24 protein-coding genes and 1 rRNA gene are annotated in these 23,337 nt (G+C 37.8%); 6 read left to right on the top strand and 19 right to left on the bottom strand.

Annotated elements, in window-relative coordinates:
* Nucleotides 1–83 precede the first annotated feature (83 nt).
* A complete protein-coding gene (locus BN985_RS09265; RefSeq protein ID WP_042223166.1) occupies nt 84–1,157 on the bottom strand; it encodes a bifunctional 3-deoxy-7-phosphoheptulonate synthase/chorismate mutase in 1,074 nt (357 codons plus the stop codon).
* Between the two features lie 132 nt (nt 1,158–1,289).
* On the opposite strand from BN985_RS09265, the gene BN985_RS09260 reads away from it, so the two are divergent.
* Nucleotides 1,290–3,416 (top strand): cell division protein FtsA, encoded by a 2,127-nt coding sequence (locus BN985_RS09260; protein WP_042224048.1) that lies wholly within the window; start codon nt 1,290–1,292, stop codon nt 3,414–3,416.
* Nucleotides 3,417–3,565: 149 nt separating this feature from the next.
* Here BN985_RS09260 and BN985_RS09255 read toward each other — a convergent pair whose 3' ends face one another.
* The 8 genes from BN985_RS09255 to BN985_RS09220 all read right to left on the bottom strand — a co-directional run bounded on the left by BN985_RS09255 (nt 3,566) and on the right by BN985_RS09220 (nt 11,605).
* Nucleotides 3,566–3,997 carry a YtxH domain-containing protein gene (locus BN985_RS09255; RefSeq protein ID WP_042223164.1) on the bottom strand — a complete coding sequence of 144 codons (432 nt, stop codon included), beginning with the start codon at nt 3,995–3,997 and terminating at the stop codon, nt 3,566–3,568.
* A gap of 29 nt (nt 3,998–4,026) precedes the next feature.
* Nucleotides 4,027–4,428 (bottom strand): DUF948 domain-containing protein, encoded by a 402-nt coding sequence (locus BN985_RS09250; protein WP_042223162.1) that lies wholly within the window; start codon nt 4,426–4,428, stop codon nt 4,027–4,029.
* 333 nt (nt 4,429–4,761) lie between these two features.
* Nucleotides 4,762–6,066, bottom strand: a complete 1,305-nt coding sequence (gene murC, locus BN985_RS09245; RefSeq protein WP_042223160.1) for a UDP-N-acetylmuramate--L-alanine ligase — start codon at nt 6,064–6,066, stop codon at nt 4,762–4,764.
* Between the two features lie 131 nt (nt 6,067–6,197).
* A complete protein-coding gene (locus tag BN985_RS09240) occupies nt 6,198–7,307 on the bottom strand; it encodes a nicotinate phosphoribosyltransferase (protein WP_042223157.1) in 1,110 nt (369 codons plus the stop codon).
* Between the two features lie 70 nt (nt 7,308–7,377).
* On the bottom strand, nt 7,378–9,651 hold the full coding sequence (locus BN985_RS09235; protein WP_042223156.1) for a DNA translocase FtsK: 2,274 nt from the start codon (nt 9,649–9,651) through the stop codon (nt 7,378–7,380).
* 150 nt (nt 9,652–9,801) lie between these two features.
* Nucleotides 9,802–10,404 (bottom strand): YtpR family tRNA-binding protein, encoded by a 603-nt coding sequence (gene ytpR, locus BN985_RS09230; protein ID WP_042223154.1) that lies wholly within the window; start codon nt 10,402–10,404, stop codon nt 9,802–9,804.
* Between the two features lie 17 nt (nt 10,405–10,421).
* The gene (locus BN985_RS09225; protein ID WP_042223150.1) at nt 10,422–11,228 is read right to left on the bottom strand and encodes a DUF1444 domain-containing protein; all 807 of its coding nucleotides are present in this window, start codon (nt 11,226–11,228) and stop codon (nt 10,422–10,424) included.
* 62 nt (nt 11,229–11,290) lie between these two features.
* On the bottom strand, nt 11,291–11,605 hold the full coding sequence (locus BN985_RS09220) for a thioredoxin family protein (protein ID WP_042223148.1): 315 nt from the start codon (nt 11,603–11,605) through the stop codon (nt 11,291–11,293).
* A gap of 262 nt (nt 11,606–11,867) precedes the next feature.
* On the opposite strand from BN985_RS09220, the gene BN985_RS09215 reads away from it, so the two are divergent.
* Complete coding sequence (locus tag BN985_RS09215; RefSeq protein WP_042223146.1) at nt 11,868–12,308, top strand: YtoQ family protein; 441 nt, start codon at nt 11,868–11,870, stop codon at nt 12,306–12,308.
* A 77-nt stretch (nt 12,309–12,385) separates the two neighbouring features.
* Here BN985_RS09215 and BN985_RS09210 read toward each other — a convergent pair whose 3' ends face one another.
* Together BN985_RS09210 and BN985_RS09205 are read right to left on the bottom strand one after the other, a co-directional pair.
* Nucleotides 12,386–12,889, bottom strand: coding sequence for a DUF84 family protein (locus BN985_RS09210; protein WP_042223145.1), 504 nt, complete (start codon nt 12,887–12,889; stop codon nt 12,386–12,388).
* Between the two features lie 77 nt (nt 12,890–12,966).
* Nucleotides 12,967–14,037: a M42 family metallopeptidase gene (locus BN985_RS09205; protein ID WP_042223144.1), complete on the bottom strand. Its 1,071-nt coding sequence runs from the start codon at nt 14,035–14,037 to the stop codon at nt 12,967–12,969.
* Nucleotides 14,038–14,289: 252 nt separating this feature from the next.
* Here BN985_RS09205 and BN985_RS09200 point away from each other — a divergent pair, with 252 nt between their 5' ends.
* On the top strand, nt 14,290–14,604 hold the full coding sequence (locus tag BN985_RS09200; RefSeq protein WP_042223142.1) for a PepSY domain-containing protein: 315 nt from the start codon (nt 14,290–14,292) through the stop codon (nt 14,602–14,604).
* Between the two features lie 55 nt (nt 14,605–14,659).
* Here the strand turns inward: BN985_RS09200 and BN985_RS09195 are convergent, their stop codons facing one another.
* Complete coding sequence (locus BN985_RS09195; RefSeq protein ID WP_042223141.1) at nt 14,660–15,505, bottom strand: YtnP family quorum-quenching lactonase; 846 nt, start codon at nt 15,503–15,505, stop codon at nt 14,660–14,662.
* 105 nt (nt 15,506–15,610) lie between these two features.
* Nucleotides 15,611–16,255, bottom strand: coding sequence for a tRNA (guanosine(46)-N7)-methyltransferase TrmB (gene trmB, locus BN985_RS09190; RefSeq protein WP_042223139.1), 645 nt, complete (start codon nt 16,253–16,255; stop codon nt 15,611–15,613).
* A gap of 73 nt (nt 16,256–16,328) precedes the next feature.
* Between trmB and BN985_RS09185 the strand changes: the two genes are divergently transcribed.
* On the top strand, nt 16,329–16,619 hold the full coding sequence (locus tag BN985_RS09185; RefSeq protein ID WP_332257480.1) for a YtzH-like family protein: 291 nt from the start codon (nt 16,329–16,331) through the stop codon (nt 16,617–16,619).
* Here the strand turns inward: BN985_RS09185 and BN985_RS09180 are convergent.
* The 5 genes from BN985_RS09180 to BN985_RS09160 form a co-directional block, all read right to left on the bottom strand.
* Nucleotides 16,606–17,424: a phosphotransferase family protein gene (locus BN985_RS09180; protein ID WP_042223137.1), complete on the bottom strand. Its 819-nt coding sequence runs from the start codon at nt 17,422–17,424 to the stop codon at nt 16,606–16,608. The genes BN985_RS09185 and BN985_RS09180 overlap by 14 nt on opposite strands.
* A 79-nt stretch (nt 17,425–17,503) precedes the next feature.
* Nucleotides 17,504–18,439 carry a hypothetical protein gene (locus tag BN985_RS09175; protein ID WP_084157514.1) on the bottom strand — a complete coding sequence of 312 codons (936 nt, stop codon included), beginning with the start codon at nt 18,437–18,439 and terminating at the stop codon, nt 17,504–17,506.
* Nucleotides 18,414–18,992, bottom strand: a complete 579-nt coding sequence (gene thpR / locus BN985_RS09170) for an RNA 2',3'-cyclic phosphodiesterase (RefSeq protein WP_042223134.1) — start codon at nt 18,990–18,992, stop codon at nt 18,414–18,416. The genes BN985_RS09175 and thpR overlap by 26 nt, the downstream gene beginning before the upstream one ends.
* A 13-nt stretch (nt 18,993–19,005) precedes the next feature.
* A complete protein-coding gene (locus BN985_RS09165; RefSeq protein ID WP_042223132.1) occupies nt 19,006–19,722 on the bottom strand; it encodes a pseudouridine synthase in 717 nt (238 codons plus the stop codon).
* 11 nt (nt 19,723–19,733) lie between these two features.
* Nucleotides 19,734–21,356 (bottom strand): putative polysaccharide biosynthesis protein, encoded by a 1,623-nt coding sequence (locus tag BN985_RS09160; RefSeq protein WP_042223130.1) that lies wholly within the window; start codon nt 21,354–21,356, stop codon nt 19,734–19,736.
* A gap of 188 nt (nt 21,357–21,544) precedes the next feature.
* On the opposite strand from BN985_RS09160, the gene BN985_RS09155 reads away from it, so the two are divergent.
* Both BN985_RS09155 and BN985_RS09150 read left to right on the top strand, forming a co-directional pair.
* Nucleotides 21,545–22,795 (top strand): BaiN/RdsA family NAD(P)/FAD-dependent oxidoreductase, encoded by a 1,251-nt coding sequence (locus tag BN985_RS09155; RefSeq protein WP_042223129.1) that lies wholly within the window; start codon nt 21,545–21,547, stop codon nt 22,793–22,795.
* A 98-nt stretch (nt 22,796–22,893) separates the two neighbouring features.
* On the top strand, nt 22,894–23,094 hold the full coding sequence (locus BN985_RS09150; RefSeq protein WP_042223126.1) for a hypothetical protein: 201 nt from the start codon (nt 22,894–22,896) through the stop codon (nt 23,092–23,094).
* An 83-nt stretch (nt 23,095–23,177) separates the two neighbouring features.
* On the opposite strand, the gene rrf is transcribed toward BN985_RS09150, so the two are convergent.
* Nucleotides 23,178–23,293, bottom strand: a 5S ribosomal RNA gene (rrf, locus tag BN985_RS09145).
* Nucleotides 23,294–23,337 lie beyond the last annotated feature (44 nt).

Genomic DNA, 23,337 nt, shown 5'->3' with positions numbered 1-23,337 from the left:
ATGAATAAAATTACAAAAAATTTAAAGGCTGAATCATCATGGTGATGGTTCAGCCTTTAAATCGATACCCAGTTTGATTTTCTTTATCGATTAAATTTACTTGCTACATTCATAATATCATCCATAAAGGAGTTGAACATTGGTATATCCATCTGTTGAGCAGAATCCGATAATGCCACTGCAGGATCTGGATGAACCTCTGCCATTACTCCATCAGCCCCTATTGCAATAGCCGCCTTAGCAGCTGGAAGCAAAATGTCTCTTCTACCAGTAGAGTGGGTTACATCCACCATTACTGGTAAGTGTGTTTCTTGCTTCAGTATAGGCACTGCTGAGATATCAAGTGTATTTCGTGTAGCTTTTTCATATGTGCGGATTCCACGCTCACATAGAATAATATTTCCATTTCCTCTGGAGATAATGTATTCTGCTGCATTAATGAATTCGGAAATCGTAGCTGACAATCCTCGTTTTAATAAGACTGGTTTATTTAAATCACCGGCTGCTTTTAACAGTTCAAAGTTTTGCATATTCCTCGCTCCAATTTGAACCACATCTAAGTATTCAAGTGCTTCTTCAAGATGTGCAGGATTTACTATTTCACTAACAACAGCTAAGCCATGCTTATCGGCAGCTTTTCTTAAAATTTGTAATCCTTCTATACCAAGGCCTTGGAAATCATATGGAGATGTACGTGGTTTAAATGCGCCACCTCTCAATAGCTTAATGCCTTTGTTTTTCACAGCCTCTGCAACCTGATCTACCTGATCGTAGCTCTCTACAGCACATGGACCCATCACATAGTGGGTGTTCCCGTCCCCAATAGCCGCTCCATTAATTGTAATCACTGTATCCTCAGGCTTTTTCTTCCTTGATACTAATAATGCTTTACTATGGTCATCCTCCTGCAATTCAAGGCTCGCCTTAAAAATCTCTTTGAAAATGTGTTCAATTGTACTTTTTTGAAATGGACCATCATTCTTGTTAGTAATTTGATTCAGCATATCTCTTTCACGTACTGGATCAAACCGATTCATGCTTTGCTTTGCTTTCACCTGACCGATTTGTTGTACAATCTCAGCACGTTGGTTAATAAGCTTCAAGATTTCTAGATTCACACTATCCATTTGCTCTCTTAATTGTTCCATTTCACTCATATACTACTCCCCTTGTATTTGCAGTTTTTTAATAATTAGAGACAATTATAGCTAATATCTTTTTCTTTGTCGATAAAAAGTTTATAAAAGTTTATAATAGAGTCAGTTTATGAGGGAAAGGGTTATTTAATGATGGACGATCGTATTTTTGCTTTAGATATCGGTACACGTTCCGTAACGGGGATTATATTAGAAAAAGAAGATACCAATTATAAAGTAGTAGATTTTTATACAAAGGAGCATACCGAAAGATCAATGCGGGATGGCCAAATACATAATGTAGTAGCCGTATCGGATATTATCCGTGAGGTAAAAAAAAAGCTTGAACAGACTCACGGAACTCTTCAAAAAGTTTGTGTAGCTGCAGCCGGAAGAGCACTAAAAACTACACAGGCAACTGCTACAATTGAGCTAAATCAACAGCCGATTATGGAAGAGGAAACGATAAAGCATTTAGAATTAAGTGCCGTCCAAGCTGCACAAGTTAAACTAGCACATGGTAGTAAATCTGAGGAATACCATCATTATTACTGTGTTGGCTATTCGATATTACATTATCAAATTGATGAAGAGAAAATTGGCTCCCTAATTGATCAGAGTGGGGAGAAAGCTATGGTAGAAATAATTGCCACGTTTCTCCCTAAAATTGTAGTGGAATCTCTGTTGGCAGCTTTAGGACGTGCTGAGCTCGAGATGGAGGCTCTTACTTTAGAACCAATTGCAGCTATACATGTCCTCGTTCCTGAGTCAATGAGGAGGCTCAATGTAGCTCTTGTTGATATAGGGGCGGGTACAAGTGATATAGCAATCACAAATGCTGGGACAGTTGCTGCTTATGGCATGGTCCCAGTCGCTGGTGATGAAATCACAGAAGCAATAAGTGACGCGTATCTACTTGACTTTCCTCTAGCTGAACAAACGAAAAGGGATATTGTTAATAAAGGTGAAGCAATAGTTGCAGATATTCTCGGATTTGAAACGACCATTACGTATGATTCTTTGGTTGAAGAAATACGTAGTAAGGTAGAAAACCTTGCATCAAAAATATCTGAAGAAATACTTTTATTAAACGCTACCCCTCCCAAAGCTGTCATGTTAGTTGGTGGTGGTAGTCTGACTCCTGAGATTACCAAACTCCTTGCACATAAATTAAAATTACCGGAAAACCGCGTGGCAGTTAGAGGAATCGATGCGATTCAAAACCTAGTTCCATCTGAAGCATTGCCGAAGGGACCAGATTTTGTAACACCAATAGGAATTGCAATTGCAGCCAAACAAAATCCTGTACATTATGTAACAGTAAATGTAAATAAACAAAAAGTTCGTATGTTTGAAATGAAACAGCTAACTGTAGGGGATACTCTCATTCAGGCTGGTTTAGACATACATAAGATGTATGGTCGTCCCGGAACAGCTATGATGGTCACTGTTAACGGGAAGGAAATTACGATACCTGGTCAACTTGGGCAGACTCCACAGTTGTTTGTTAATCAGAAAAAGGCAACTGTTGATCACATGATTCAAAATAACGAATGTGTACAAATCGAGAGAGGAAAAGACGGTTTACCTGCACAAATGACGTTGGAAGAGCTTATAGGTGAACTTCCTACAAAAGTCATCTACTTCAACAAACAACCTATTAAGTGTTATGCTAATTACTATGTAAATGGTAGGAAGCAAGCGAAAACCTATCAGATAAAAGATCGAGATATCATCACGTATGAACATGAAACAACGGTAAAAGATTTAATACGAATTACCGGCAAGGAAAAAGTCCAACAGACTAACGCTTTTTCGGTATATGTAAATAACGAAAAAGTGACACTCCCTATGGGGAAAACGAGGATATTTGTTAATCATAACCAAACAGATGATACCCAGCTTCTTCATAATAATGATAAATTGAATATAGAACCAGCTACTACGCCACTAGTATCCGACCTGTTTTCCGTGTTAGGTAAAGAACTTTCAAAAACTATACATGTGCACTTTAATGGGCAGTTTATCAAGATGGAAAGACCCTGTTATTCGATAAAAAGAAATGGAGAGCAGATTGGACCAGATACTGAATTACAAGACCAAAATCATATAAAAATGGAGCCTAAGATAGAAGAAGCTTTTATTTTTCAGGATATTTTCCGGTACATTGATATTGATATTAGTAAAGTCAGCGGGGATTTCAAACTATATGTAAATGAAAGACCTGCTTCCTTCGATGGGGAAATAAAAGATGGTGATCAGCTTCAAATCACGTGGTGATTGGACCAAAATGAGTAGAATCTAGCATTCTATTCAATCCTTAAGTCGTTTTATCCAGTTAAATACTTGAATTATAAAATGCCGAGTGGTTATTTTAGCTTGAAACTAAAAAAATCACTCGGCATTTGTACATTATTATTTTTTTATAACTAACCTTGTCTCTTTGCTGCTTCTAATTCTTCTGTAGCCTCTTGAATTGCGTCTGCTACATCTTCAGCTGCCTGTTGTGCTTGTTCTTCTTTTGATTTTTTTTTGTTTAGCTTTGTCTTTACAGAGCTAGTCATCTCTTTTGTTTTTGTTGATGCACTTTTAGATAGCTGTGAGGTAGTGTCCATGGCCTTTTGTCTAAGCTCTGCACTCGTAGTATATGCCTTATCCTTCCAGCCTGCGCTTTTTTCCTGTGCAGTATCTTTCCATTCAGAAGCACGTTCTTTTACCTGGCCCGCTCCTTCATTAATATCACTTCTCAATTCCTTACCGGATTTAGGCGCTAACAATAGTGCTGCAGCAGCACCTACCATACTTCCAATTAATGTACCGATGATGAAGTCTTTAGTGTTAATATTGTTGTTCTCAGCCATGCGATATCCTCCTTGTAATAGTTATCTATTTATTTTTTCTTTTTCCAAAATTCCATTAGGGTAGAAGCCCATTTCACTGCTTGTGCTGCTTTCTCAGGGTTTTGATTTGCTGTACGAGAAATACTTCCAGATAACTGTTTTAAAGAGTTGTTAAAATCTCTCACAGTCTCCCCTAATCCCTTCGCACCATCAAAAACACCATTTAGCTTAGAAGACTTCTGTTGTACATCATCAGCAAGTCTGTTTGTTTTTGTTAAAAGCTGGGTTGTTTCATCTGTAATACCCTTCATTTGCGTATTTAATCCGTCCAGTGAGTTCTGAACATTTTCCATTGTTTGTTTTGCTGCTTTCATGGTAATAATTGCATAAATTACAAGTACTGCAAACGCTACCGCGGCAATCAAGGCAGCAATATAAAGCATTATTTCCATTTTGTAGTATCAACCCCTTCTGTCATGATTAGTATGGCTACTGGACTGGATATAGTTAATAAGGTAAACCATTAAGCCATTTAAGTATAAATTAATCGTATTAATTATACCAACAATAATCCTTTATTATAAATACCCTAACATAAAAGTACTAAACATGCTTAACTAAATGTCTATAACAATTAATTCGACAAATATGTAACGAATCCTTTAATATCATTGCTAATATTAATATCTACATGTATATCAGGTTTATGCTATGAACATAATTGCTATTTCCTCTTTTTAACCAAAAGAAAAAAGAACCTGAAAATCAGATTCTTTATTTCCCAATTAATTACGTACGTTTTTCTTTTCTTCATATGCTTGCTGGAATTTTTGTATGTCTCCAGCGCCCATGAAAACAAGTACTCCATCCTCGTATTGTTCTAATACATCTGTATTGTCAAGCTGTAGGACAGAACTACCTTCAATTCGTTTTTGTAAATCATTTACCGTTAATTTACCCGCTTCTTCCCTTGCAGATCCGAATATATCACATAAATACACATGATCGGCTAGTGAAAGGCTCTCAGCAAATTCGTCCAAAAACGTTTTTGTTCTTGTAAACGTATGTGGTTGAAAGATAGCGACAACCTCTTTATTTGGATATTTCTTTCTTGCTGAATCGATGGTTGCCGTAATTTCTTTTGGATGGTGAGCGTAATCATCAATCAATACTTGGTTGGCTAACGTTTTCTCCGTAAATCTACGTTTAACACCACCAAAAGTTGCCATTTTTTTAATATCTTGGGCATTAATCTCTTCATAATGACAAATCGCGATAACAGATAGTGCATTTAAAACATTATGGTTCCCGTACATCGGTATTGTAAATGTTTCATAATACGTGTTTCGTACAAAGACATCAAATGTCGTTCCTGCATCCGTTTCAACCACATTTTGGGCCTGGAAATCATTTGTAGTAGCAAATCCGTAATAAACAACCGGTACCTTTGCTTGAATCTTCTGAAGCTCTTCATCGTCTCCACAAGCAATAATTCCCTTTTTCACCTGATCTGCCATAGATTGAAATGCTTCAAATACATCATCTATGCTTGTGAAATAATCTGGATGATCGAAATCAATGTTGGTCATAATAGCATAGTCAGGTTCATATCTAAGAAAATGCCTACGATATTCGCACGCTTCAAAAACAAAATAGCGGCTATCGACGTGTCCTTTGCCAGTACCATCACCAATCAAATAGGATATCGGAAACGTTTCATCTAAAACATGTGCCAGTAGCCCAGTTGTTGACGTTTTACCATGTGCACCTGTAACAGCTATGCTTGTATATTGTTTTAGCCACTCTCCTAGAAACTCATGATATCTATAGAATGTTAAACCTTGTCTTTTTGCTTCTTTAATTTCAATTTGGTCATCAGAAAAAGCGTTCCCTGCAATTATTGTACAATCTTCTTTAATATTTGTTGCTGAAAATGGGAGAATCGGAATGTTTTTAGCCTCCAATGCTTCCTGTGTAAAAAAATGCTTTTCCACATCGGAGCCCTGTACTCTTTCCCCTGAATCATGAAGAATCTGGGCGAGAGCACTCATTCCCGTCCCCTTTATACCAATAAAATGGTAAGTTGTCATAAAAAGAACCTCCAAATTGTGCGTAAAAAGGATTATTTAACTAACTTGCTGATAAATTTTCACACCTATTTTGTTATTATATCAAAATGAGAGAAGGAATTAAATAATAAGTTGCTACAACGGCCATACACTTATATTTCCTGAAATTCTACCTTCTCAAGTCGGGGATTTGGTCGATAGCGCCTACCTTCTTTTGCCTCAGGTGTCCCGTTTAGTAATACGTTATCACCGGTAAACCCTATGTTAATTTTTAATAGGCTGCCACCAACTCCATACAAATCAACAGGCACTCCGTTTTTTTCAAAAGAGGTAATACGTTCTTCAGTGAATCCACCGCTAACCATAATTTTTACGTAATCAAATCCTTCATCATCTAATGCTTTTCTAAGTGCAAAAATAAGTTCAGGGTTTACACCACGAGGGTCAAAGGTTCCCATAACATGGTGATTCCTCAAAAAATACTTATCAACAAGGGTTCTGGAAGTATCTAGACGTACGCCTTTTAGATCCCTGCCAAATTCATGCGCAACCTTTAAAGAATCAGTTATAACATCGTTATTATAATCAACAAGTGCGACAAGATCATCGTTTGGATACATTTCATGATAGGCTTTTGAGGCTGCAACAATATCACCGCGGAACATCTGAATCATTGCGTGCGGCATTGTTCCCATCCCTTCTTTTCCCCACCATTCATTCATAGCATGTGTAGCCTGTGCAGATGATCCGCCAATGAATGCAGCATAACCGTCTCCAGCCTGCTGTGTATAGTGGTCATCCCTATCCCCCATAAAGATGACAGGTTTCTGCTTACCGGAGGTTCTGCCTGCTTTTACGACATTGTATACATTTGTGGCGACAGATGTTCTTCTTGCCAATATTCCATCAATAATTCCTTCCAGAAAACCAAATTGTTGATATGCTCCAGTGATTGTAAGCACCGTTTCAAATGGACTGATTTTGTCACCATCTTTAAGAGAATGTATTTCTAGTGTCTCGGGTTCTTTTGCAAAAGTATGTAGCAATGCGATCGCTTCATCCGTCCCACATAATACTGCGTTCTCCTTTTGAAAAAATTGCATTGTGACACTATTATCCGGTAGTTTGTTTTCTGCTATTTCCTTTGTTTTTAAAAAATATACTGCGGAGAACCAACCTTCACGAATTCGTTCATCAAATTTAAACGTTTTATTCGTTAAACGGTTGATTTTCCCTTGTAATTTCTGTGAGATTTCCTTCATTAGTTGTTTCTCCTTACTTCTAGTAATCTGTTTTCTCTTATCATATAGAAAAAGGTTATAGGAAACAAGGCTAATCGTTCAGCTGCCATTCCTCAATCTGCGCTTTCGTTGCCAAGACATCTCGTGGCTTGCTACCATTTTGCCCGGATATTATCCCTTTCATTTCAAGCGCGTCAATTAGACGGGCTGCACGATTATAACCAATCTTAAAATGTCGTTGGAGAAGTGAAGTGCTTGCACTATTCTGTTCTAAGACAAACTGGATGGCCTCTTCCGTTAGTTCATCTTCTTCTTCATCTGTTGCAAGCTGCTCCAGGAGCTGTTCCTGTTCAAATAAATAGTTCGGCTCAGCTAACCCTCTAGCAAAACTTGTAACCCGCTCAATCTCTTCATCTGAAACAAAAGGACCCTGCAGCCGAATGCTTTTCCCTGCCCCATTCTCGATAAACAGCATATCCCCTTTACCTAGCAATTTATCTGCGCCAGCTGTATCTAGAATTGTTCGTGAATCCACTTGAGAAGATACACTAAACGCTATACGGGTTGGAATGTTTGATTTAATCAAACCAGTTATAACATCAACTGACGGGCGTTGTGTAGCTAATAGCAAATGAATTCCACAAGCTCTGGCCTTTTGTGCTATACGACTAATTGCTTCCTCAACATCCTGTGGAGACATCATCATTAAATCTGCAAGCTCATCGATAACAATAACAATGTATGGCATTTTTTCAGCTTGTCTTCCCTGTTTCAATACTTTTTGATTGAACCGCTCAAGATCTCGCACTCCTTCTTGAACAAAGCGTTCATAACGTGATTCCATTTCACTAACCGCCCACTTTAAGGCAGCAGTAGCTGCTTTGACATCTGTAATAACAGGAGAAACAAGGTGAGGAATCCCGTTATAAGGAGCTAATTCCACCATTTTAGGGTCAATAAGTAGAAACTTAACATCCTCATGGCTGGCTTTATACAAAAGGCTAATTAAAATAGTATTAATACAGACACTTTTTCCAGAACCTGTCGCACCAGCAATTAACCCATGTGGCATTTTTTGAATGTTTGTTATTAACGGGTGACCTTCAATACTTAACCCAAGGGCAATGGTTAAGGGCGATGCGTTTTCTTTAAATGCTTTTGATTCAAATATTCCTTGTAATCCAACCATCTCTGGATTGGGGTTAGGAATTTCTATTCCGATAGTATTTTTACCAGGTATTGGTGCCTCAATTCGGATATCCTTAGCAGCCATATTTAATTTCAGATCATCGCTAAGGTTTTTCACCTTACTCACTTTTACTCCAAGCTCTGGTTGTACTTCAAATCGAGTAACAGAAGGTCCTTGTGTAGCATTTACTACTTTAGCTCGAACATTAAAGTGCTTTAATGTTTGTTCAAGTAATTGTTGTTGTCCTTCTATCCACTCATGATCCGAATCTTCTTTTTGAATTGGATCATTTAAAAGGTGAACAGGAATGGAAGCATTGGTAGAGCCAACATTCTCTTCCACGACAGGTTCTGTAGTCGTAGAAGTGTTGTTCATTGCTTTCAATTTCATTTGTTGTTCCTGTTGTTTTCTTTTTTCGAATAGTTGCTTCTTATCCCTTGGTGTCATGATTACATTAAATGGACCTTGACTAGATGTTCTATTTCCAGATCCTGTACTGTTTCGACGCCTGCTCTCTTTTTCTTTAGGTAAAGACGATTCCGACAGATCTTCTTCGCGCACAGAGTTGGGTTGTGAAAATGATTCCTCAAGCGACTTATCTGCAGATTCCTTTTTCTGCTCACTTTCTACAGGTGAAATCTGTTCCATAGTTGCCGCCACTTGTTCCACTACGTTTTCTCTATCTTCAAACTCTGTTTTTTGTATTTCTTCCGCCTTATCCACTTCTTCATTTATAACTGGTAATTGTGGTGTATCTCTTTCCTCTTTCCGCTTGAATGCAGGAACATCTTCAATATGTTTATTTTTTTTGCGTTGTTGAAACCCATAAATTGGCGAAGGAACCTCTGTCCGTTTAAATGGAGTGTCAATGTCTTTCTTTTGGACTTTGTTTCCGTAATTTGTATTACTTTCTTCTTTTTTTATAGGTCGTTTATGTTCAACATTTACCTCTCTTTTCCTCACTTCAGGTTTTGAGGAAACAGTCGAGTCTGACACGGATTCGTCACGTTGATCTGGGATTACAGGAAATCGAAAAGCTGGTTTATTTGGATATTGATACATCATCTTTGCCTGCAAATCCTGTGTTTGCCTGTTCTGTTGTTTATTCTCTGGTTGTTCCTTCTCTTCCTCTTCTGCAAAGATTGCTTTTATCTTTTTTTTCCACTGATCCCACATGTTTAATCACTCATTTCATACATAAGTCGTATAATACCATTCTAACAGTTTTTATTTGGATTGTAGATCTCAAAAAGAAAAACAACCTATGTATTAACAAAGGTTGTTCTCGTTTGGCTTTCCAATGTGTTTTGACACATAGTCTCCCAGTTAAAAAGTGAACGTATCCCCTGGTTTATAAGTTTTCTCCAAGACATAAATTCCTTTCTCTTTTGGAGCATTTGGTAGGCCCAACTCTTTTTGCGAACATATCATACCATTCGATGGTACACCACGTAATTCTGTCGGTTTAATCTGCAACCCACTTGGCATCGTAGCACCGACCTTTGCAACCACTACATACTGATCTTTATCAATATTAGGTGCCCCACAGACTATTTGTAATGTTTCAGTCCCAACATCTACTTGACAAACACTAAGTTTATCTGCATTTTCATGTTGTTCTTTACTTAAGACATGACCTACTACAAATTTTGGCGAGAGATCAAAGTCTAATGAGTCTGTCACATTCTCTTTTGAAAATAAATCCTTAAGTTCATTTAGCAAATCTTCTGTCATAGTATTTTTTCCGTTTGTCAGCTTAGAGAAATGACTAGAAGCTTGAAAAATATTGTAACCTAATATTTCCCCTTCTGAATCCGTTATTCTTGTAATATCTCCTGTCTTTTCATGTGTAAGCTCATATCGATTACCCGTTTTTAGTGGTATGATGAGGATATCACCAATTCCATCTGGATTATAAAATACGTCCATTTAACAACTATCCTTCCCTATTGGTTCTCTGGTTTATTTTTTGCAAGAATAAATACCGGCTCTAATTGCTTGTCTTCATAAATAAACGGTAGAGACGTGATCGGTATTCGCCCTTCTGCGAAAAACTTCATATTCATTTGTGCCAAAACATCATAGCCTGTTTTGTTTTGAATATCGGCTATAATCATAACGTCTTGGTGAGGAACAGCCACAGCCATTTCTCCTGTAAAGTTTGCTTTCATCTCTTCTAAAAAAGCTTCATTTAATATTCTACTTGCATCATAGCCATCTTGTTTCGCGATAAAATAAAAGTCATTATCGGCTACCGTGTCTTTTTTATAATCACAGTCAAGAGATCGCAAATTAAATGTTGCTATCTCATTAATTCTATCTTCTGTCCATCCTTCACTATCAAGCAATTCCCTGTCAATTAGACGATAGGATTTACCTAAATCCAAGGCATAGTAGATACGAGTTTCTGCAGTATGTTCCTTGTAAATCAGCTCTTTATTAGCTTTTGTTTTACTAGGAAATGAGGTCGCTCTAATAACTGGAAAGATGTTTTTTTCCTTTCCAGCTAAATGGTGTTCCTCATTCATAATTTTTAGTGCCTCTGTGATATGTTCAACGAGTTCTTCGATTGCTTCTTCGCCACGCTGATTATATTTTGCCACAACACTAGGCAATGTAATGGTAATACCCTGTCGTGATTCTTTCCACTCTACTCGAAAAGTATCCTTATCCCGATTATAGGACGTGTGATATTGTGAGTTCGACAAGCGTTCTTGCAAGATCTGTTTTAGTTTCAAAGATGTCATTTTCATATTACATCCTCCTTTGCCCAAACTTCCTCTATCTTAGGACAGGGAAAGATTTAGTATATTGCTTACGAAAGTCCCTGTATAAATTCCACTATCTCTTCTTTTGTTTTACGATTCTTGTTGACAAACCTTCCTGTCTCTTTCCCATTAGAAAAAGCAAGGAAGCTAGGAATCCCAAAAACGTCATGTTCCTGGCAGATTTCAATAAAATTGTCCCGGTTTATTTTTATAAACGTATAGGCAGGAAATTCTTCCTCTATCTCTGGAAGAACCGGTTCAATTACTACACAGTCCGGACACCATCCAGCAGTAAAATACATGATAACATTCTCTTTATTTTTCCATTCATTAAATTGCTCTACTGTTTCAAGATTTTTCATTTATATCAACTCCCTTACATATCATATCTTTCTTTTGCTTTAGATTCAATTATCAAGGCTATGTATAATAGACAAATTTATAATTCTTACCTACTATGCCACATTCGATCGAAAATATAGTCTGATGCTGCTTATCATAGAAACGAATAAAATGAAGTTTCACTCTATTTAAAGAAAACGAGGACTAATTTCTTTGCAAGTGCTAACATTTTCGTTAGGATAAAGAAAAGTAAAGACATTTAAAAATTAGAGGAGGATTGTAATGGAACTAACCGTTTATTTAGCAGGGCAAATTCATGATGATTGGCGAAACAAATTGAAACAAAAAGCAGAGGACAAAAGCCTTCCACTTCAATTTGTCTATCCCCAAACAAATCATGAGAAATCAGATAATATTGGGGAAGATATTTTAGGTAAACAGCCAAGCAATTTATACAAAGACGATGCTGCTTCTAGTGTTAATAATTTGCGTACTGAAGTGCTAATGAACAAGTCAGATGTTGTTATTGCATTGTTTGGAGAGCAATATAAACAATGGAATACAGCAATGGATGCCAGTACCGCCCTTGCCCTGAACAAACCAACCATTATCGTCAGACCAGAATCTTTAATCCATCCATTAAAAGAATTAAGCAATAAAGCTAACGTGACAGTCGAGACGATTGACCAAGCTCTAGATGTACTTGCCTATATCTATGCCTAAAGTGAAACTTCATTTTTGAGCTTTAACTTCCAGTTTAATCAGGAAAAATAAAAAGCAGCGGAATTCCGCTGCTTTTATTATGAAGACCAATACTCCCATTGACCACGCAACAGTGTTAAGACATGCTCAAATATCTCCTGACGACTAACATGATCGTTTGTAAATATACCTATCGCACCTTCCTTTTTTCTAACACCTTCCCTACTGGCATAGGTGTCCATTAAGTCTCCAAGTTCCTTGCCAGCCTTTAACTGCTTAGCAAACTCAATTGGTAAAACGATGCGGGCTCCACTTGCCGTATATAATTTTTGATTCTTCGTAACTAGAGCTCCCCAGTTACATACAAATAGCTGACCATCTATTTCCATTACGCCACCTTCAAGGCCGATACCTATATCTGCCCCCTCGCTTAAAACACACTGACTTGCCCTATTTATTGCTCCCTTGCGAGTTTCTACATCAGACATTGGCTGTGGAGACACGTGTGATGGGACAGCTTGTGGTTCTATGTCATGTGACGTAAATACTTCCCTAACTGCTTTTACTTTTGTTGGGTTCGTTGATCCTACTACAATTTTCATATTATACTCCTTCAAAAAAAATAGCATCGTCAAAAAGCTCTGCATCGTTATCCGAGCAGAGCCTTTTATGTTTATAATTATGCCTTTTTAATCTGCTCTACTGTGTTAGCATCCGTTTGTTTAACAAGCTTTACAATCAATTCTTTTGCTGCTGCATAATCATCAACATGGATTATAGAAGCAGAAGTGTGAATATAACGAGAGCATATCCCAACGACAGCTGAAGGTACACCATTGTTAGACAAGTGGACACGTCCAGCATCTGTTCCTCCTTGGGAAATAAAATACTGATATGGTATTTTATTGGACTCTGCTGTATCAAGTACAAAGTCTTTCATACCCTGATGTGTGATCATTGAACGGTCAAAGATACGTAATAAAGCTCCTTGACCTAACTGTCCAAATTCTTCCTTATCACCAGACGCATCATTTGCCGGGGAAGCATCTAGTGCGTAAAAAATATCTGGGTTAATCATATTAGCAGCTACTTGAGCACCGCGAAGACCTACCTCTTCCTGAACAGTTGCACCTGAGAAAAGTTGGTTCGGCAGCTTCTCACCTTGGAGTTCTTTTAGTAATTCAATGGATAATCCACATCCGTAGCGATTATCCCAAGCTTTAGCAAGTATTTTCTTTTCATTAGCCATCTGTGTAAAAGGAGTCAATGGGACAATTTGCTGTCCAGGCTTAATACCTATTTTCTCTGCATCTTCCCTGTCATCCGCTCCAATGTCTATTAGCATGTTCTTTATTTCCATCGGTTTTTGACGTTGTGCATCTGTTAGATTATGTGGTGGAATAGATCCAATAACTCCCACTACTGGACCATTTTCGGTAATAACCTGAACTCGCTGTGCTAGAAGAACTTGACTCCACCAGCCACCAAGGGTTTGAAACCGGATCATACCGTTTTTGGTTATTTGTGTGACCATAAAGCCGACTTCATCCATGTGACCTGCGACCATTACTTTGGGGCCGTTCTCATCCCCATTTTTCACTCCAAACACACCACCAAGATTATCTTGTATAATTTCATCCGAATATTTTGTTAGCTCTTGCTTCATAAAAGACCTTACAGCATGTTCATTTCCTGGTGCACCCTGTAACTCAGTCAAGTTTCTAAAAAGTTCTAGTGTATCCTGTTTCATTTTACCCCACCTTTAGATATGTAATATAGCTAGTATAACGGAAAATGTCGGTCTCTTTCCACTATTCACTTTTATCTAGCACCTAAATGGTTAAAAGGATCACCCTTTGATTGCAAAACAGTAGAAATACCTCTTCGTTAAGAATTCACCTTATAGATTTATTGTTTTATATTTTCAAATGGATAAGGTATACTATTAATTGAAAATAATATACGAGATGAAGAAACAAAATTTGGCATGAGGTGATTAATAATGAGTGTAAGACGAGTAGTCTTTGCCGCTGGAATCGGTGCAGTTGTCGGCTATATGGCAAAACAACAATTTGATAACTATCAAAAGGTTACACCCGAAAAAGCACTAAAACATGCAAAAGAAACATTTAAAAAGCAAGGCCCTATAAGTGGATCCTGGATTTATATGAAACCAGAAGAAATTGAAAAAGACGGCTTGCTCTATAATGCGTACCGTGGTGGTGTAACCCGTACCATTGACGGAGAAAACAAACAATATGAGTTTCATGTTGACGTGGATACAGGCGCTGTTCTAGGAGCAACACAAACTGCATAGTAAAATAGCAAAACCAGACATGTAGAATAACTTGTCTGGTTTTTCTATTACTTCTCTAACTATTTTCCCTTTCCACACAATCAATCTTTTCACCATCTTCGTTAAACTTTATAGCTCTGTATAATGCATCATGGTAAAAGGTATACCATGATCTATCGGCATATCCTGTGGCCATCCACTTCTCCTTTTCATGAACGCTTGTGACAGGATAGTCGTCATAGGCAAGTGCCCAGAGCTTATTTTGATGAGCGTGTGTAGGCATTATATCTGCCATATGTAGAAAACTGTCTTTTCCATCTTGAAAATAAATAATAGCATGTCCGTCACTATGCCCACTCGTATGTATCATTCGTAGCCCTTCTACAATCTCAACTTCTTTAGAGAAGGTCTGAACTTGTTCTGTTATTGCCTCCCAGTTTTCCTTCCAATAGGTGTTAACAGAACGGATATTAGGGTTTTTCATTTCCTTCCATTCTGTTTCTGTTGTATAAATTACTGCATTTTTAAATACGGACGTAAAGGTGTCCCCTTCTTTTATTGTCAATCCGCAGGCATGGTCAAAATGTAAGTGTGTCATAAGAACCACATCAATATCTGAGACTGATAAATTACATTCTTCAAACGACTGTTCAATAAAAGATTCTTCAAGCACACCAAAGTTTCGTTTTTGCTTATCAGTAAATTTACCCGTTCCAATTCCACTATCAATTAAAATATTTTTCCCATCAAGTTGCAGTAGTATCGGATCTGTACGCAACTCTATTTGATTTTTTTGATTGACGGGGTATTTTTTACTCCATAAAGCTTTAGGCACGACACCAAACATCGCCCCACCATCCATATGTGTCACTCCGCCATGTAACCAAGTCAATGTCGCTCTGCCCACTTGTAGTTTTTCCATTACCCTTCCCCCTATCTTTATCGTAATAAGTTTACCAAATATCCCAGAAAACCTGCAAACGCTACCATTTTTATAAAAACAAAAAAAGAACCTACTAGGAGGTTCTTAATTGTCTGAGAAATAAGCACGACATCTGTAAATTGGTTGTCCTTTTGCAGAGAATTTCTCTTCGTATTCGGTCATAACATTTAAAGGATCCTCGATCTCATGAAGATCTAGTCTCACTTCATCTAATTTCATTCCAAATTGAGAAAAGCTAACAAGAGAATATTCAAAAAGACCTCGATTATCCGTTTTAAAGATAACTTCTCCGTCTGAAGCCAGAACTTCTTGATATTGTTCTAAAAAGCTACGGAATGTAAGCCTTCTTTTTTCATGTCGATTTTTTGGCCATGGATCTGAAAAATTCAGATAGATACAGGCTATTTCCCCATCTGCAAAAATTTCCCGGAAATCAGCTGCATTTTCGTTAAGCAATAAAATATTCTTGTGTTCAGCATCCAACACCTTTTGAGCTGCCGTAACAACAATACTTTTAGCAAGCTCTATACCGATAAAATTAATATCTGGATGTTGTTCAGCCATTCCAACTAAAAATTGGCCCTTTCCTGTTCCGATCTCTACGTGTACAGGGTTATTGTTCCCAAAAAGTTCTTTCCACTTACCCCTATGTTGCTGAGCTTGTGGTATTACTAAATGTTCATTTTCTTGTAGAAATGTATCTGCCCAAGGCTTGTTTCGTTGACGCATAGATAGCACCTTTCTTTATTTATAATGGGTATAGAAATAATAAAATTGCTGAAAATAAGTGAAGAGGTGATTCATGATGTCTTTAACAACCAACCATCAATTAGTACTACTATTGGACATTCTAGACGAACAATCGGGAGAATGTTGCGGAAATGTAGCAGAATACCAACAAATTAAAAGATTGGTTCAATCCATGTTAGCAGACAATCGTATTACAAATACAGAACTAACCCAATTATTACCTGATATATATAATTATGGTAACCAGGGAGAAAACTCTCCAAATGTCCCTGATCATATAACCGCGAACCAAGCAAATATTGAACATTGGGTTAATGCTATTCACCAATTTACAGCAAAATAGATGTTTCAATATAATTATTTAACTCATCGAGATTTCTAAGTCTTTCTGAAACTTTAGTTTGTTCATTTCGCTCGCTATGCCAGCAAACGTAATGCAATGCATCCATAAGTAAATACCAAAACATTCTCTCAACAAGCTCTCGATTCATTGATATGCCATATTGATGCAGCCAATTATCCCATTCTGACTGTGGTATATACCATTTTAATACCATCCCGTAATCAATTACAGGATCAGCAATTAGCGCATTGTCCCAATCAATTAAATAAAGGTGACCTTCATTCGTTAAAAGAATATTATTATGATTTAAGTCACCATGACAAACAACCTGTTGTTGGAATCTCGTAACAGGCAGCATTTGTTCTAGATAATGCATTGCAGTAGCAACAGATGCATACTTTTCTGCAATCCCTAATTGTTCCAGTCGTTCTGTTATATAAAGAAATCCCTCGTCCGAGGAAACGGGTTTTTTACCAATGCGCATTAACATATGCAATAATTCAGAGGAATCATGAATTTTACGAAGCAACTCAGCTACCTGGTAGCGCTGCATCTCAGCAGGTTTCAGTTCTCTTCCATCAAGCCATTCCTGGGCTGTAATAACGTCGCCGTTTTCCATTCGTTTTGTCCATATTAATTTAGGGACAATACCCTCTGCTGATAATACAGCTAAAAAAGGGGAAGAGTTTCGCTTAAGAAACAACCGCCTGTTTTCTTTTGTTGCTAGATATGCGTCGCCAGTTAGCCCACCAGCTGGAGTTACTTCCCAGCCTTTTCCTAGAACTTGCTTCAGCCAGTTCACCATATATTCCTCACATCTTTCAAAAAATAGCGTTCAACTACTTATTTTATAGGGATTGATTTAAAAATACAACTTTTTATTTCTATTTTTTATCATCATCTGCAAATCGAAACGTTATTGCCTCTTCTTCCCACTCAGGGCGCTTAACGGATGTTGTACGACAATGCATTAGTAAAGTGCTTGCAGCCTTAAGCTGACGGCTTTTCAGCGGAGAAGAAAGACTACGTTTTTCTTTAAACCATTCCTCGAATGTTCGTTTATCAATCATTCTTGTTTGGTACGGCTCATAATGATTTATGATTAAGTTTGTTCTTGATAGTACCGTTTTGTGTACGGGGAAATCAATATCCTTGGTACGAAGAATACTTCTTACGATTTGTTCCGTACGTTTCAATGCGATTAATGGGTTTAGAATTTTTCTACTATCTTCTTCTCCTTGTATCGTCCAAGTTCTTTCTTCTCCAGCAACAAAAGTCGCCCCATCTGTGGTTTCCGCTAAATATATTATCTCAATTCCCAATGGACCTACTAGCAGAATCTCTCCGTCCATTGGGGCTTTTTTAATCGAGAAAATGGGAAAGTAAAGAAGCAAATAAGAATCTGGGAACCGTTGCAGGAAAAATTTTAATAGAGGGTCTTCACTGTATTTTTTATTCATAATAGAACGCTCTGTAACAGTAGAAGTGGCCCACTTAAGTTGGAAGTCAAATAGTTCATCTAAAAAGTATTGCTTTAATTCTGCCTCAGTATCCGGAAGTATCTCTTGTGGCTTCTGATTCAGTTCTTCTGTGGTTACGGTATCTTTCTTCAGCAAAGACTTTAGTTTATTGAGCCGGGAGCTGCTTTCCTCTTGAATTTCTATACTTTCCTGCTCTTCATGTGGGTGAAGCCATCGATCATATAATTTATTCCAATTATCCTGTTTTAACCTAATATACTGACTGGGATATCGAAATGTGTCCCATTCATAGCGTGTAATATAATCATGCAATTTAATTAACTGAGCCAGTATCACCATCTCCCTTTAATTCAAAGCTGGCAACCGGATGGTATTTGGGTTGCTGTTGCGGAAAAATTTGATATAGTACTATTTTATCCACTGTCAAGATCTTTTCTTCATTTTTTATTTTTGCCAGGTTATTAACTTGCTCTTTTTTTGCTTCTCCTAACCAGTTTTTAGCAATCGTAATGTGAGGACGGTATGGTCTATTTTCATTGGCTATACCACATTCTTTGGAGATCTCCTCAACTCTTGTATAGAGGGTCTGAAGTTCATTTGTCTTTCGAGCCCCTGTCCATAACACACGCGGCTTTGACGGATTACCAAAATAGCCAACACCGCCCACTTCTATTGAGAAAGCCTCTAGGTTTTGGATTCGTTGTAGAGTATCTTTTAATTCTTGTACTTTATTATCGGGTAAATCACCATAGAACTTAAGGGTTATATGAAAATCTTCAGGGTATGGCCATTGCCTATACGTAAGTTCTTGTTTAAGACTCTCTTGAAGTTTTGCCAACTCTCCCTTTATGCTATTAGGCAAAGGAACAGCGATAAAATAATGATTTCCCATCTATACACCTCATCTAACGTTTAATGGACAAGCAATAGGCTTTTTCCTGTTCAGTAAGTGGTCGATACGAGCCAAGTTCAAGGGATTTATCTAATTCCAATTCCCCCATCTTTAAACGCTTCAAGTAAAGGACCTTTTGATCAATCGCCTCAAACATGCGCTTAACTTGATGGAATTTTCCTTCTGTTATCGTAACAATGATCTCTGATGTTTTGTCAGCATGGATTATTTCTAACTCTGCAGGCTTTGCCTGGTACCCATCTTTTAAAACTATACCTGCACGAAATTGCTCAACATGCTCATCAAGTACTTCCCCATCAATCGTAGCAGCATACTTTTTTTTAACATTCTTTTTTGGGGAAGTTAAATCATGTGCAAGCTGGCCATCATTAGTTAAGAGAAGCAATCCCTCCGTATCTTTGTCAAGACGCCCTACAGGAAAAGGCTGATATACTTTTGCTTCCTCATTTAGTAAATCAATAATTGTTTTATCACGTGCATCTTTTGTTGCAGAAAGATAGCCAGGCGGTTTATTCATCATGAGATAGATATATTTTTCGTAATTTACTTTTTTGTTATTCACTTCAAGATTGTCAGTATCTGGATTTAGATGAGTACTTCCATCTTTAACAGTTACGCCGTTTAATGTTACCTGTTTACTTTTCAACAGGCTTTTCACTTCCTTACGGCTACCGTATCCACTATTCGCAAGAAGTTTATCAACTCGCATCCTTGTCTCTCCTATCTACGGAAAATTCGATCCAAAACACGGACCCGGTTCCCCAGTACACGTTCAAGTAAAGTGGAATGGTAAGCAAACCACATATAAACAGTACCACCAGTTAACACACCTAACGCTAGCATTATGGTAGCCCCAGCTCTAGTTTCCTCATAAGGAATAAACGGACCTGCTATAAGCTTGGTCAGCCAGATTGTAATGGCCATAAATATCACAAAAATCAACACAAGCAATGTTCTCTTGAATGTTTGCTTAAATGAAAAATCAATAGATGTATTAATACGATATATATTAAGTGCAACAGCTATTATAGCAGCTAGGGCGGTACCGTAAATAGACCCTTTTGCACCAAACATATGAATAAGCTGGATATTAAATAGAACTTTTACTAACAAACCAACAAGCAAACTAATGACAGCATAATTCTGCTGATTTACACTTTGTAATATGGCAGAAGTTACACTGTACAATGCAAAAAACAGTGCAACTGGTGCATAAAGCCCTAATAAAGAGCCTGAGACATCTACCTGACCCATTGCACCAAACAATGAACCATATGCTTCGCCGGAAAGCAAAGACAGACCGATGACAGCAGGAATAACGATAACAATTACAATTTGCAGCGTTTGGTTAATCTGTCTAGTCAGTAGTTCCGTATTTTTTTGAGTGAAAGATTTGGTCATGGCAGGAATGATCGCAAGCGATAAACCGGTAGCCAGTGTTATCGGTATAATAACAAGCTTATGACCATAATTACTAATAACAGCAAAAGAGAATTCCCATATATCCTTTCTACCTGATGCAACCATTGCTCTTTCAAAAGTGAAGGAATCAACTAGTTGATATAAGGGGATAGCTAAACCAACTAGTACAAATGGCCCTGCATAACGAAACAACTCGGCTAACAGATCCTTTGTCGGTACATCGTACGTAAACTTCTGCTGTTCCATTTGCTTTGTGAAGTGTGACTTTCGCTTTCGCCAGTAAATATATAAAACTACACAGGACGCTAAAGCACCAATAAAGGCAGCGAATGTCGCAAAACCAACCGCCGTTGTAATGGAACCATTTAAAAAATTCAAAATCACAAAGGCTCCACCTAACAGAACTACAATACGAACAATTTGTTCGACCACCTGTGAAACAGCAGTTGGTCCCATCGAATTATTCCCTTGAAAGAAACCTCTGACAATACTCATCGCAGGTATGACAATTAACGCAACACTGACCATCCGAATAACGAAGGTCACATCTTGCACTGTAATACCCTCAGGCTCCTTGCTTGTAATCATTTGATTAGCAAGTAATTCCGCACTAAAAAACAGAGCTAGAAAAGAAAGCAGCCCTGTCACCGCCATCATAGTCATTCCTGTTTTGAACATCCTCATTCCTGTTTCATAATCGCCTACCGAATTATACTTGGAAACAAACTTTGAAACAGCTAGAGGGACGCCTATGGTTGAAATACTGATAAATATACTGTAGGGTATGTACGCAAATTGAAATAGCGCTCCCCCCCTCTCTCCGACCAAAGCATTAAATGGAATGACATAAAGCATGCCAAGTAGTTTTGATAAAAAGGAAGCACCTGTTAACAACATGGTGCCTCTGATAATATTCGACATTTTTTCACCTGCATCTAATTTCTATTCTACCTGTTATTTTATCATACATAGGTAGGTTTCTAATAACGATATTTTCTAGAGACCTGAATTCTAAAAATGTTTGTACACGAAAACACCTTACTATCGCACTTTGTTCATTGAGATCATCTTATGCGAGTGGTATGATACATAGGAAAGGAATGAAGAAATTGAAATATGATGTAATCGTAATTGGCGGAGGCCCATCAGGTTTAATGGCGGCCATTGCTGCAGCCGAAAAAGGTGCTAAAACCATGCTTATTGAAAAAGGTAAGAAATTAGGTAAGAAATTGGCGATTTCTGGCGGTGGACGTTGTAATGTGACGAATCGCTTACCAGAAGAGGAAGTTATAAAACATATTCCAGGTAACGGAAGGTTTTTATATAGTGCATTTTCTGTCTTTAATAACTATGATATTATTTCGTTTTTTGAAAAGCTAGGAGTAGAATTGAAAGAAGAAGATCACGGTCGGATGTTTCCTGTATCAAATTCTGCGAAAACAGTAGTAGATGCATTGATAAACAAACTTGAAGAACTAAAGGTAAACATAAAATTAGAAACCGAAGTGGAAGCTGTTCATTTCTCATTTGAGGAGCCTCATCAAGTTATTCTAAAAAACAAACATGCTTATTCTACAAGCTCTGTGGTAATTGCAGTCGGAGGTAAAGCTGTACCTCATACAGGAAGTACAGGAGATGGTTATGCCTGGGCGAAAAAAGCTGGTCATACTATAACAGAGCTTTATCCAACAGAAGTGGCCCTTACTTCTAAGGAAAAGTTTATCCAGAATAAAGCTTTACAAGGATTGTCACTTCGGGATATTTCGCTTTCTGTTCTTAACAAAAAGGGCAAGCCTATCATTACACACCAGATGGACATGCTTTTCACCCATTTTGGCGTTTCAGGGCCTGCCGTTCTTCGCTGTTCGCAATTTGTGGTAAAAGAACTAATGAAGGGCCGTGACCAAGTAGAAATGCACCTAGATGCAATACCCACAAAGAAAGAGCATGTCTTATTGGATGAAACATTAAAGGCAATAAAAGAACACCCGAAACGCTCGATAAAGACAATATTAAAAGGTTTAGTACCCGAACGCTTTCTAGATTATCTATTACAAATTAACGGAATTGCAGCTGAACAAAACGGGGCAAATATCCCTCATGAGGGTATCAGAAATATAATCTCTGACATGAAACAATTTACATTTAAGGTGAATGGATCCTTACCACTCGAAAAAGCGTTTGTTACAGGTGGCGGGGTGTCTATAAAGGAGATTGTTCCCAATACAATGCAGTCTAAGTTAATGGATGGGTTATTCTTTTGCGGGGAGATATTAGATATTCATGGATATACAGGTGGATATAATATTACTTCTGCATTAGTTACAGGACGGCTTGCTGGCAGCAATGCTGCAGACTAATATTCATTTGGTATTTGCTACCTTGTATGACTTATCGTATTACGTTTAAGCTAAGTATGTCTGATAACACATTTGGATTCTAGAAAGGATGGTTAGACATGCAGAAAAACGGAATGTGGTTACCTTTATTGGCTTCCGTCGGAGTAGGTGCTGCAACGTACTATACGATGACGAAAAATAATCAAAATTTCAGTCAAACCATTGAAAAAATGGTTCCATTGGTTACACAGATGAGTGGAGATAGCAAGGTACAAGAGGGAAATAATACCGAGCAACTCGGTCCTTACGGAATGAGTTAAAAATAGCGTGCCAAAAAGGCACGCTATTTTTTCATACTAAAAAAAGGGTTATGTACATAGTTGTACTTAACCCTTTTTAATTTGCCTGGCGGCGTCCTACTCTTGCAGGGGCAAAGCCCCAACTACCATCGGCGCTGGAGAACTTAACTTCTGTGTTCGGCATGAGAACAGGTGTGACCTCTCCGCTATTACTACCAGACCTACAGGTCCTTCATGAACCCTATTAGGTATACCTTATACCCT

Source organism: Oceanobacillus manasiensis (assembly GCF_000724085.1).
Classification (GTDB): Bacteria; Bacillota; Bacilli; order Bacillales; family Amphibacillaceae; genus Oceanobacillus_B; species Oceanobacillus_B manasiensis.
This window is presented reverse-complemented; position numbering and strand designations above follow the sequence as displayed.

Excerpts from the sequence above, each read along its gene's own strand:
- BN985_RS09160 (WP_042223130.1), bottom strand. The coding sequence starts at position 21,356 with ATGTCGAATATTATCAGAGGCACCATGTTGTTAACAGGTGCTTCCTTT.
- murC (WP_042223160.1), bottom strand. The coding sequence starts at position 6,066 with ATGACAACTTACCATTTTATTGGTATAAAGGGGACGGGAATGAGTGCT.
- BN985_RS09260 (WP_042224048.1), top strand. The coding sequence starts at position 1,290 with ATGGACGATCGTATTTTTGCTTTAGATATCGGTACACGTTCCGTAACG.
- BN985_RS09205 (WP_042223144.1), bottom strand. The coding sequence starts at position 14,037 with ATGAAACAGGATACACTAGAACTTTTTAGAAACTTGACTGAGTTACAG.
- BN985_RS09250 (WP_042223162.1), bottom strand. The coding sequence starts at position 4,428 with ATGGAAATAATGCTTTATATTGCTGCCTTGATTGCCGCGGTAGCGTTT.
- BN985_RS09195 (WP_042223141.1), bottom strand. The coding sequence starts at position 15,505 with ATGGAAAAACTACAAGTGGGCAGAGCGACATTGACTTGGTTACATGGC.
- trmB (WP_042223139.1), bottom strand. The coding sequence starts at position 16,255 with ATGCGTCAACGAAACAAGCCTTGGGCAGATACATTTCTACAAGAAAAT.
- BN985_RS09265 (WP_042223166.1), bottom strand. The coding sequence starts at position 1,157 with ATGAGTGAAATGGAACAATTAAGAGAGCAAATGGATAGTGTGAATCTA.
- thpR (WP_042223134.1), bottom strand. The coding sequence starts at position 18,992 with ATGGGAAATCATTATTTTATCGCTGTTCCTTTGCCTAATAGCATAAAG.
- BN985_RS09180 (WP_042223137.1), bottom strand. The coding sequence starts at position 17,424 with ATGGTGAACTGGCTGAAGCAAGTTCTAGGAAAAGGCTGGGAAGTAACT.
- BN985_RS09150 (WP_042223126.1), top strand. The coding sequence starts at position 22,894 with ATGCAGAAAAACGGAATGTGGTTACCTTTATTGGCTTCCGTCGGAGTA.
- BN985_RS09225 (WP_042223150.1), bottom strand. The coding sequence starts at position 11,228 with ATGAAAATGACATCTTTGAAACTAAAACAGATCTTGCAAGAACGCTTG.
- BN985_RS09235 (WP_042223156.1), bottom strand. The coding sequence starts at position 9,651 with ATGTGGGATCAGTGGAAAAAAAAGATAAAAGCAATCTTTGCAGAAGAG.
- ytpR (WP_042223154.1), bottom strand. The coding sequence starts at position 10,404 with ATGGACGTATTTTATAATCCAGATGGAATTGGTGATATCCTCATCATA.
- BN985_RS09185 (WP_332257480.1), top strand. The coding sequence starts at position 16,329 with ATGATGTCTTTAACAACCAACCATCAATTAGTACTACTATTGGACATT.
- BN985_RS09255 (WP_042223164.1), bottom strand. The coding sequence starts at position 3,997 with ATGGCTGAGAACAACAATATTAACACTAAAGACTTCATCATCGGTACA.
- BN985_RS09240 (WP_042223157.1), bottom strand. The coding sequence starts at position 7,307 with ATGAAGGAAATCTCACAGAAATTACAAGGGAAAATCAACCGTTTAACG.
- BN985_RS09215 (WP_042223146.1), top strand. The coding sequence starts at position 11,868 with ATGGAACTAACCGTTTATTTAGCAGGGCAAATTCATGATGATTGGCGA.
- BN985_RS09165 (WP_042223132.1), bottom strand. The coding sequence starts at position 19,722 with ATGCGAGTTGATAAACTTCTTGCGAATAGTGGATACGGTAGCCGTAAG.
- BN985_RS09210 (WP_042223145.1), bottom strand. The coding sequence starts at position 12,889 with ATGAAAATTGTAGTAGGATCAACGAACCCAACAAAAGTAAAAGCAGTT.
- BN985_RS09175 (WP_084157514.1), bottom strand. The coding sequence starts at position 18,439 with ATGGTGATACTGGCTCAGTTAATTAAATTGCATGATTATATTACACGC.
- BN985_RS09220 (WP_042223148.1), bottom strand. The coding sequence starts at position 11,605 with ATGAAAAATCTTGAAACAGTAGAGCAATTTAATGAATGGAAAAATAAA.
- BN985_RS09200 (WP_042223142.1), top strand. The coding sequence starts at position 14,290 with ATGAGTGTAAGACGAGTAGTCTTTGCCGCTGGAATCGGTGCAGTTGTC.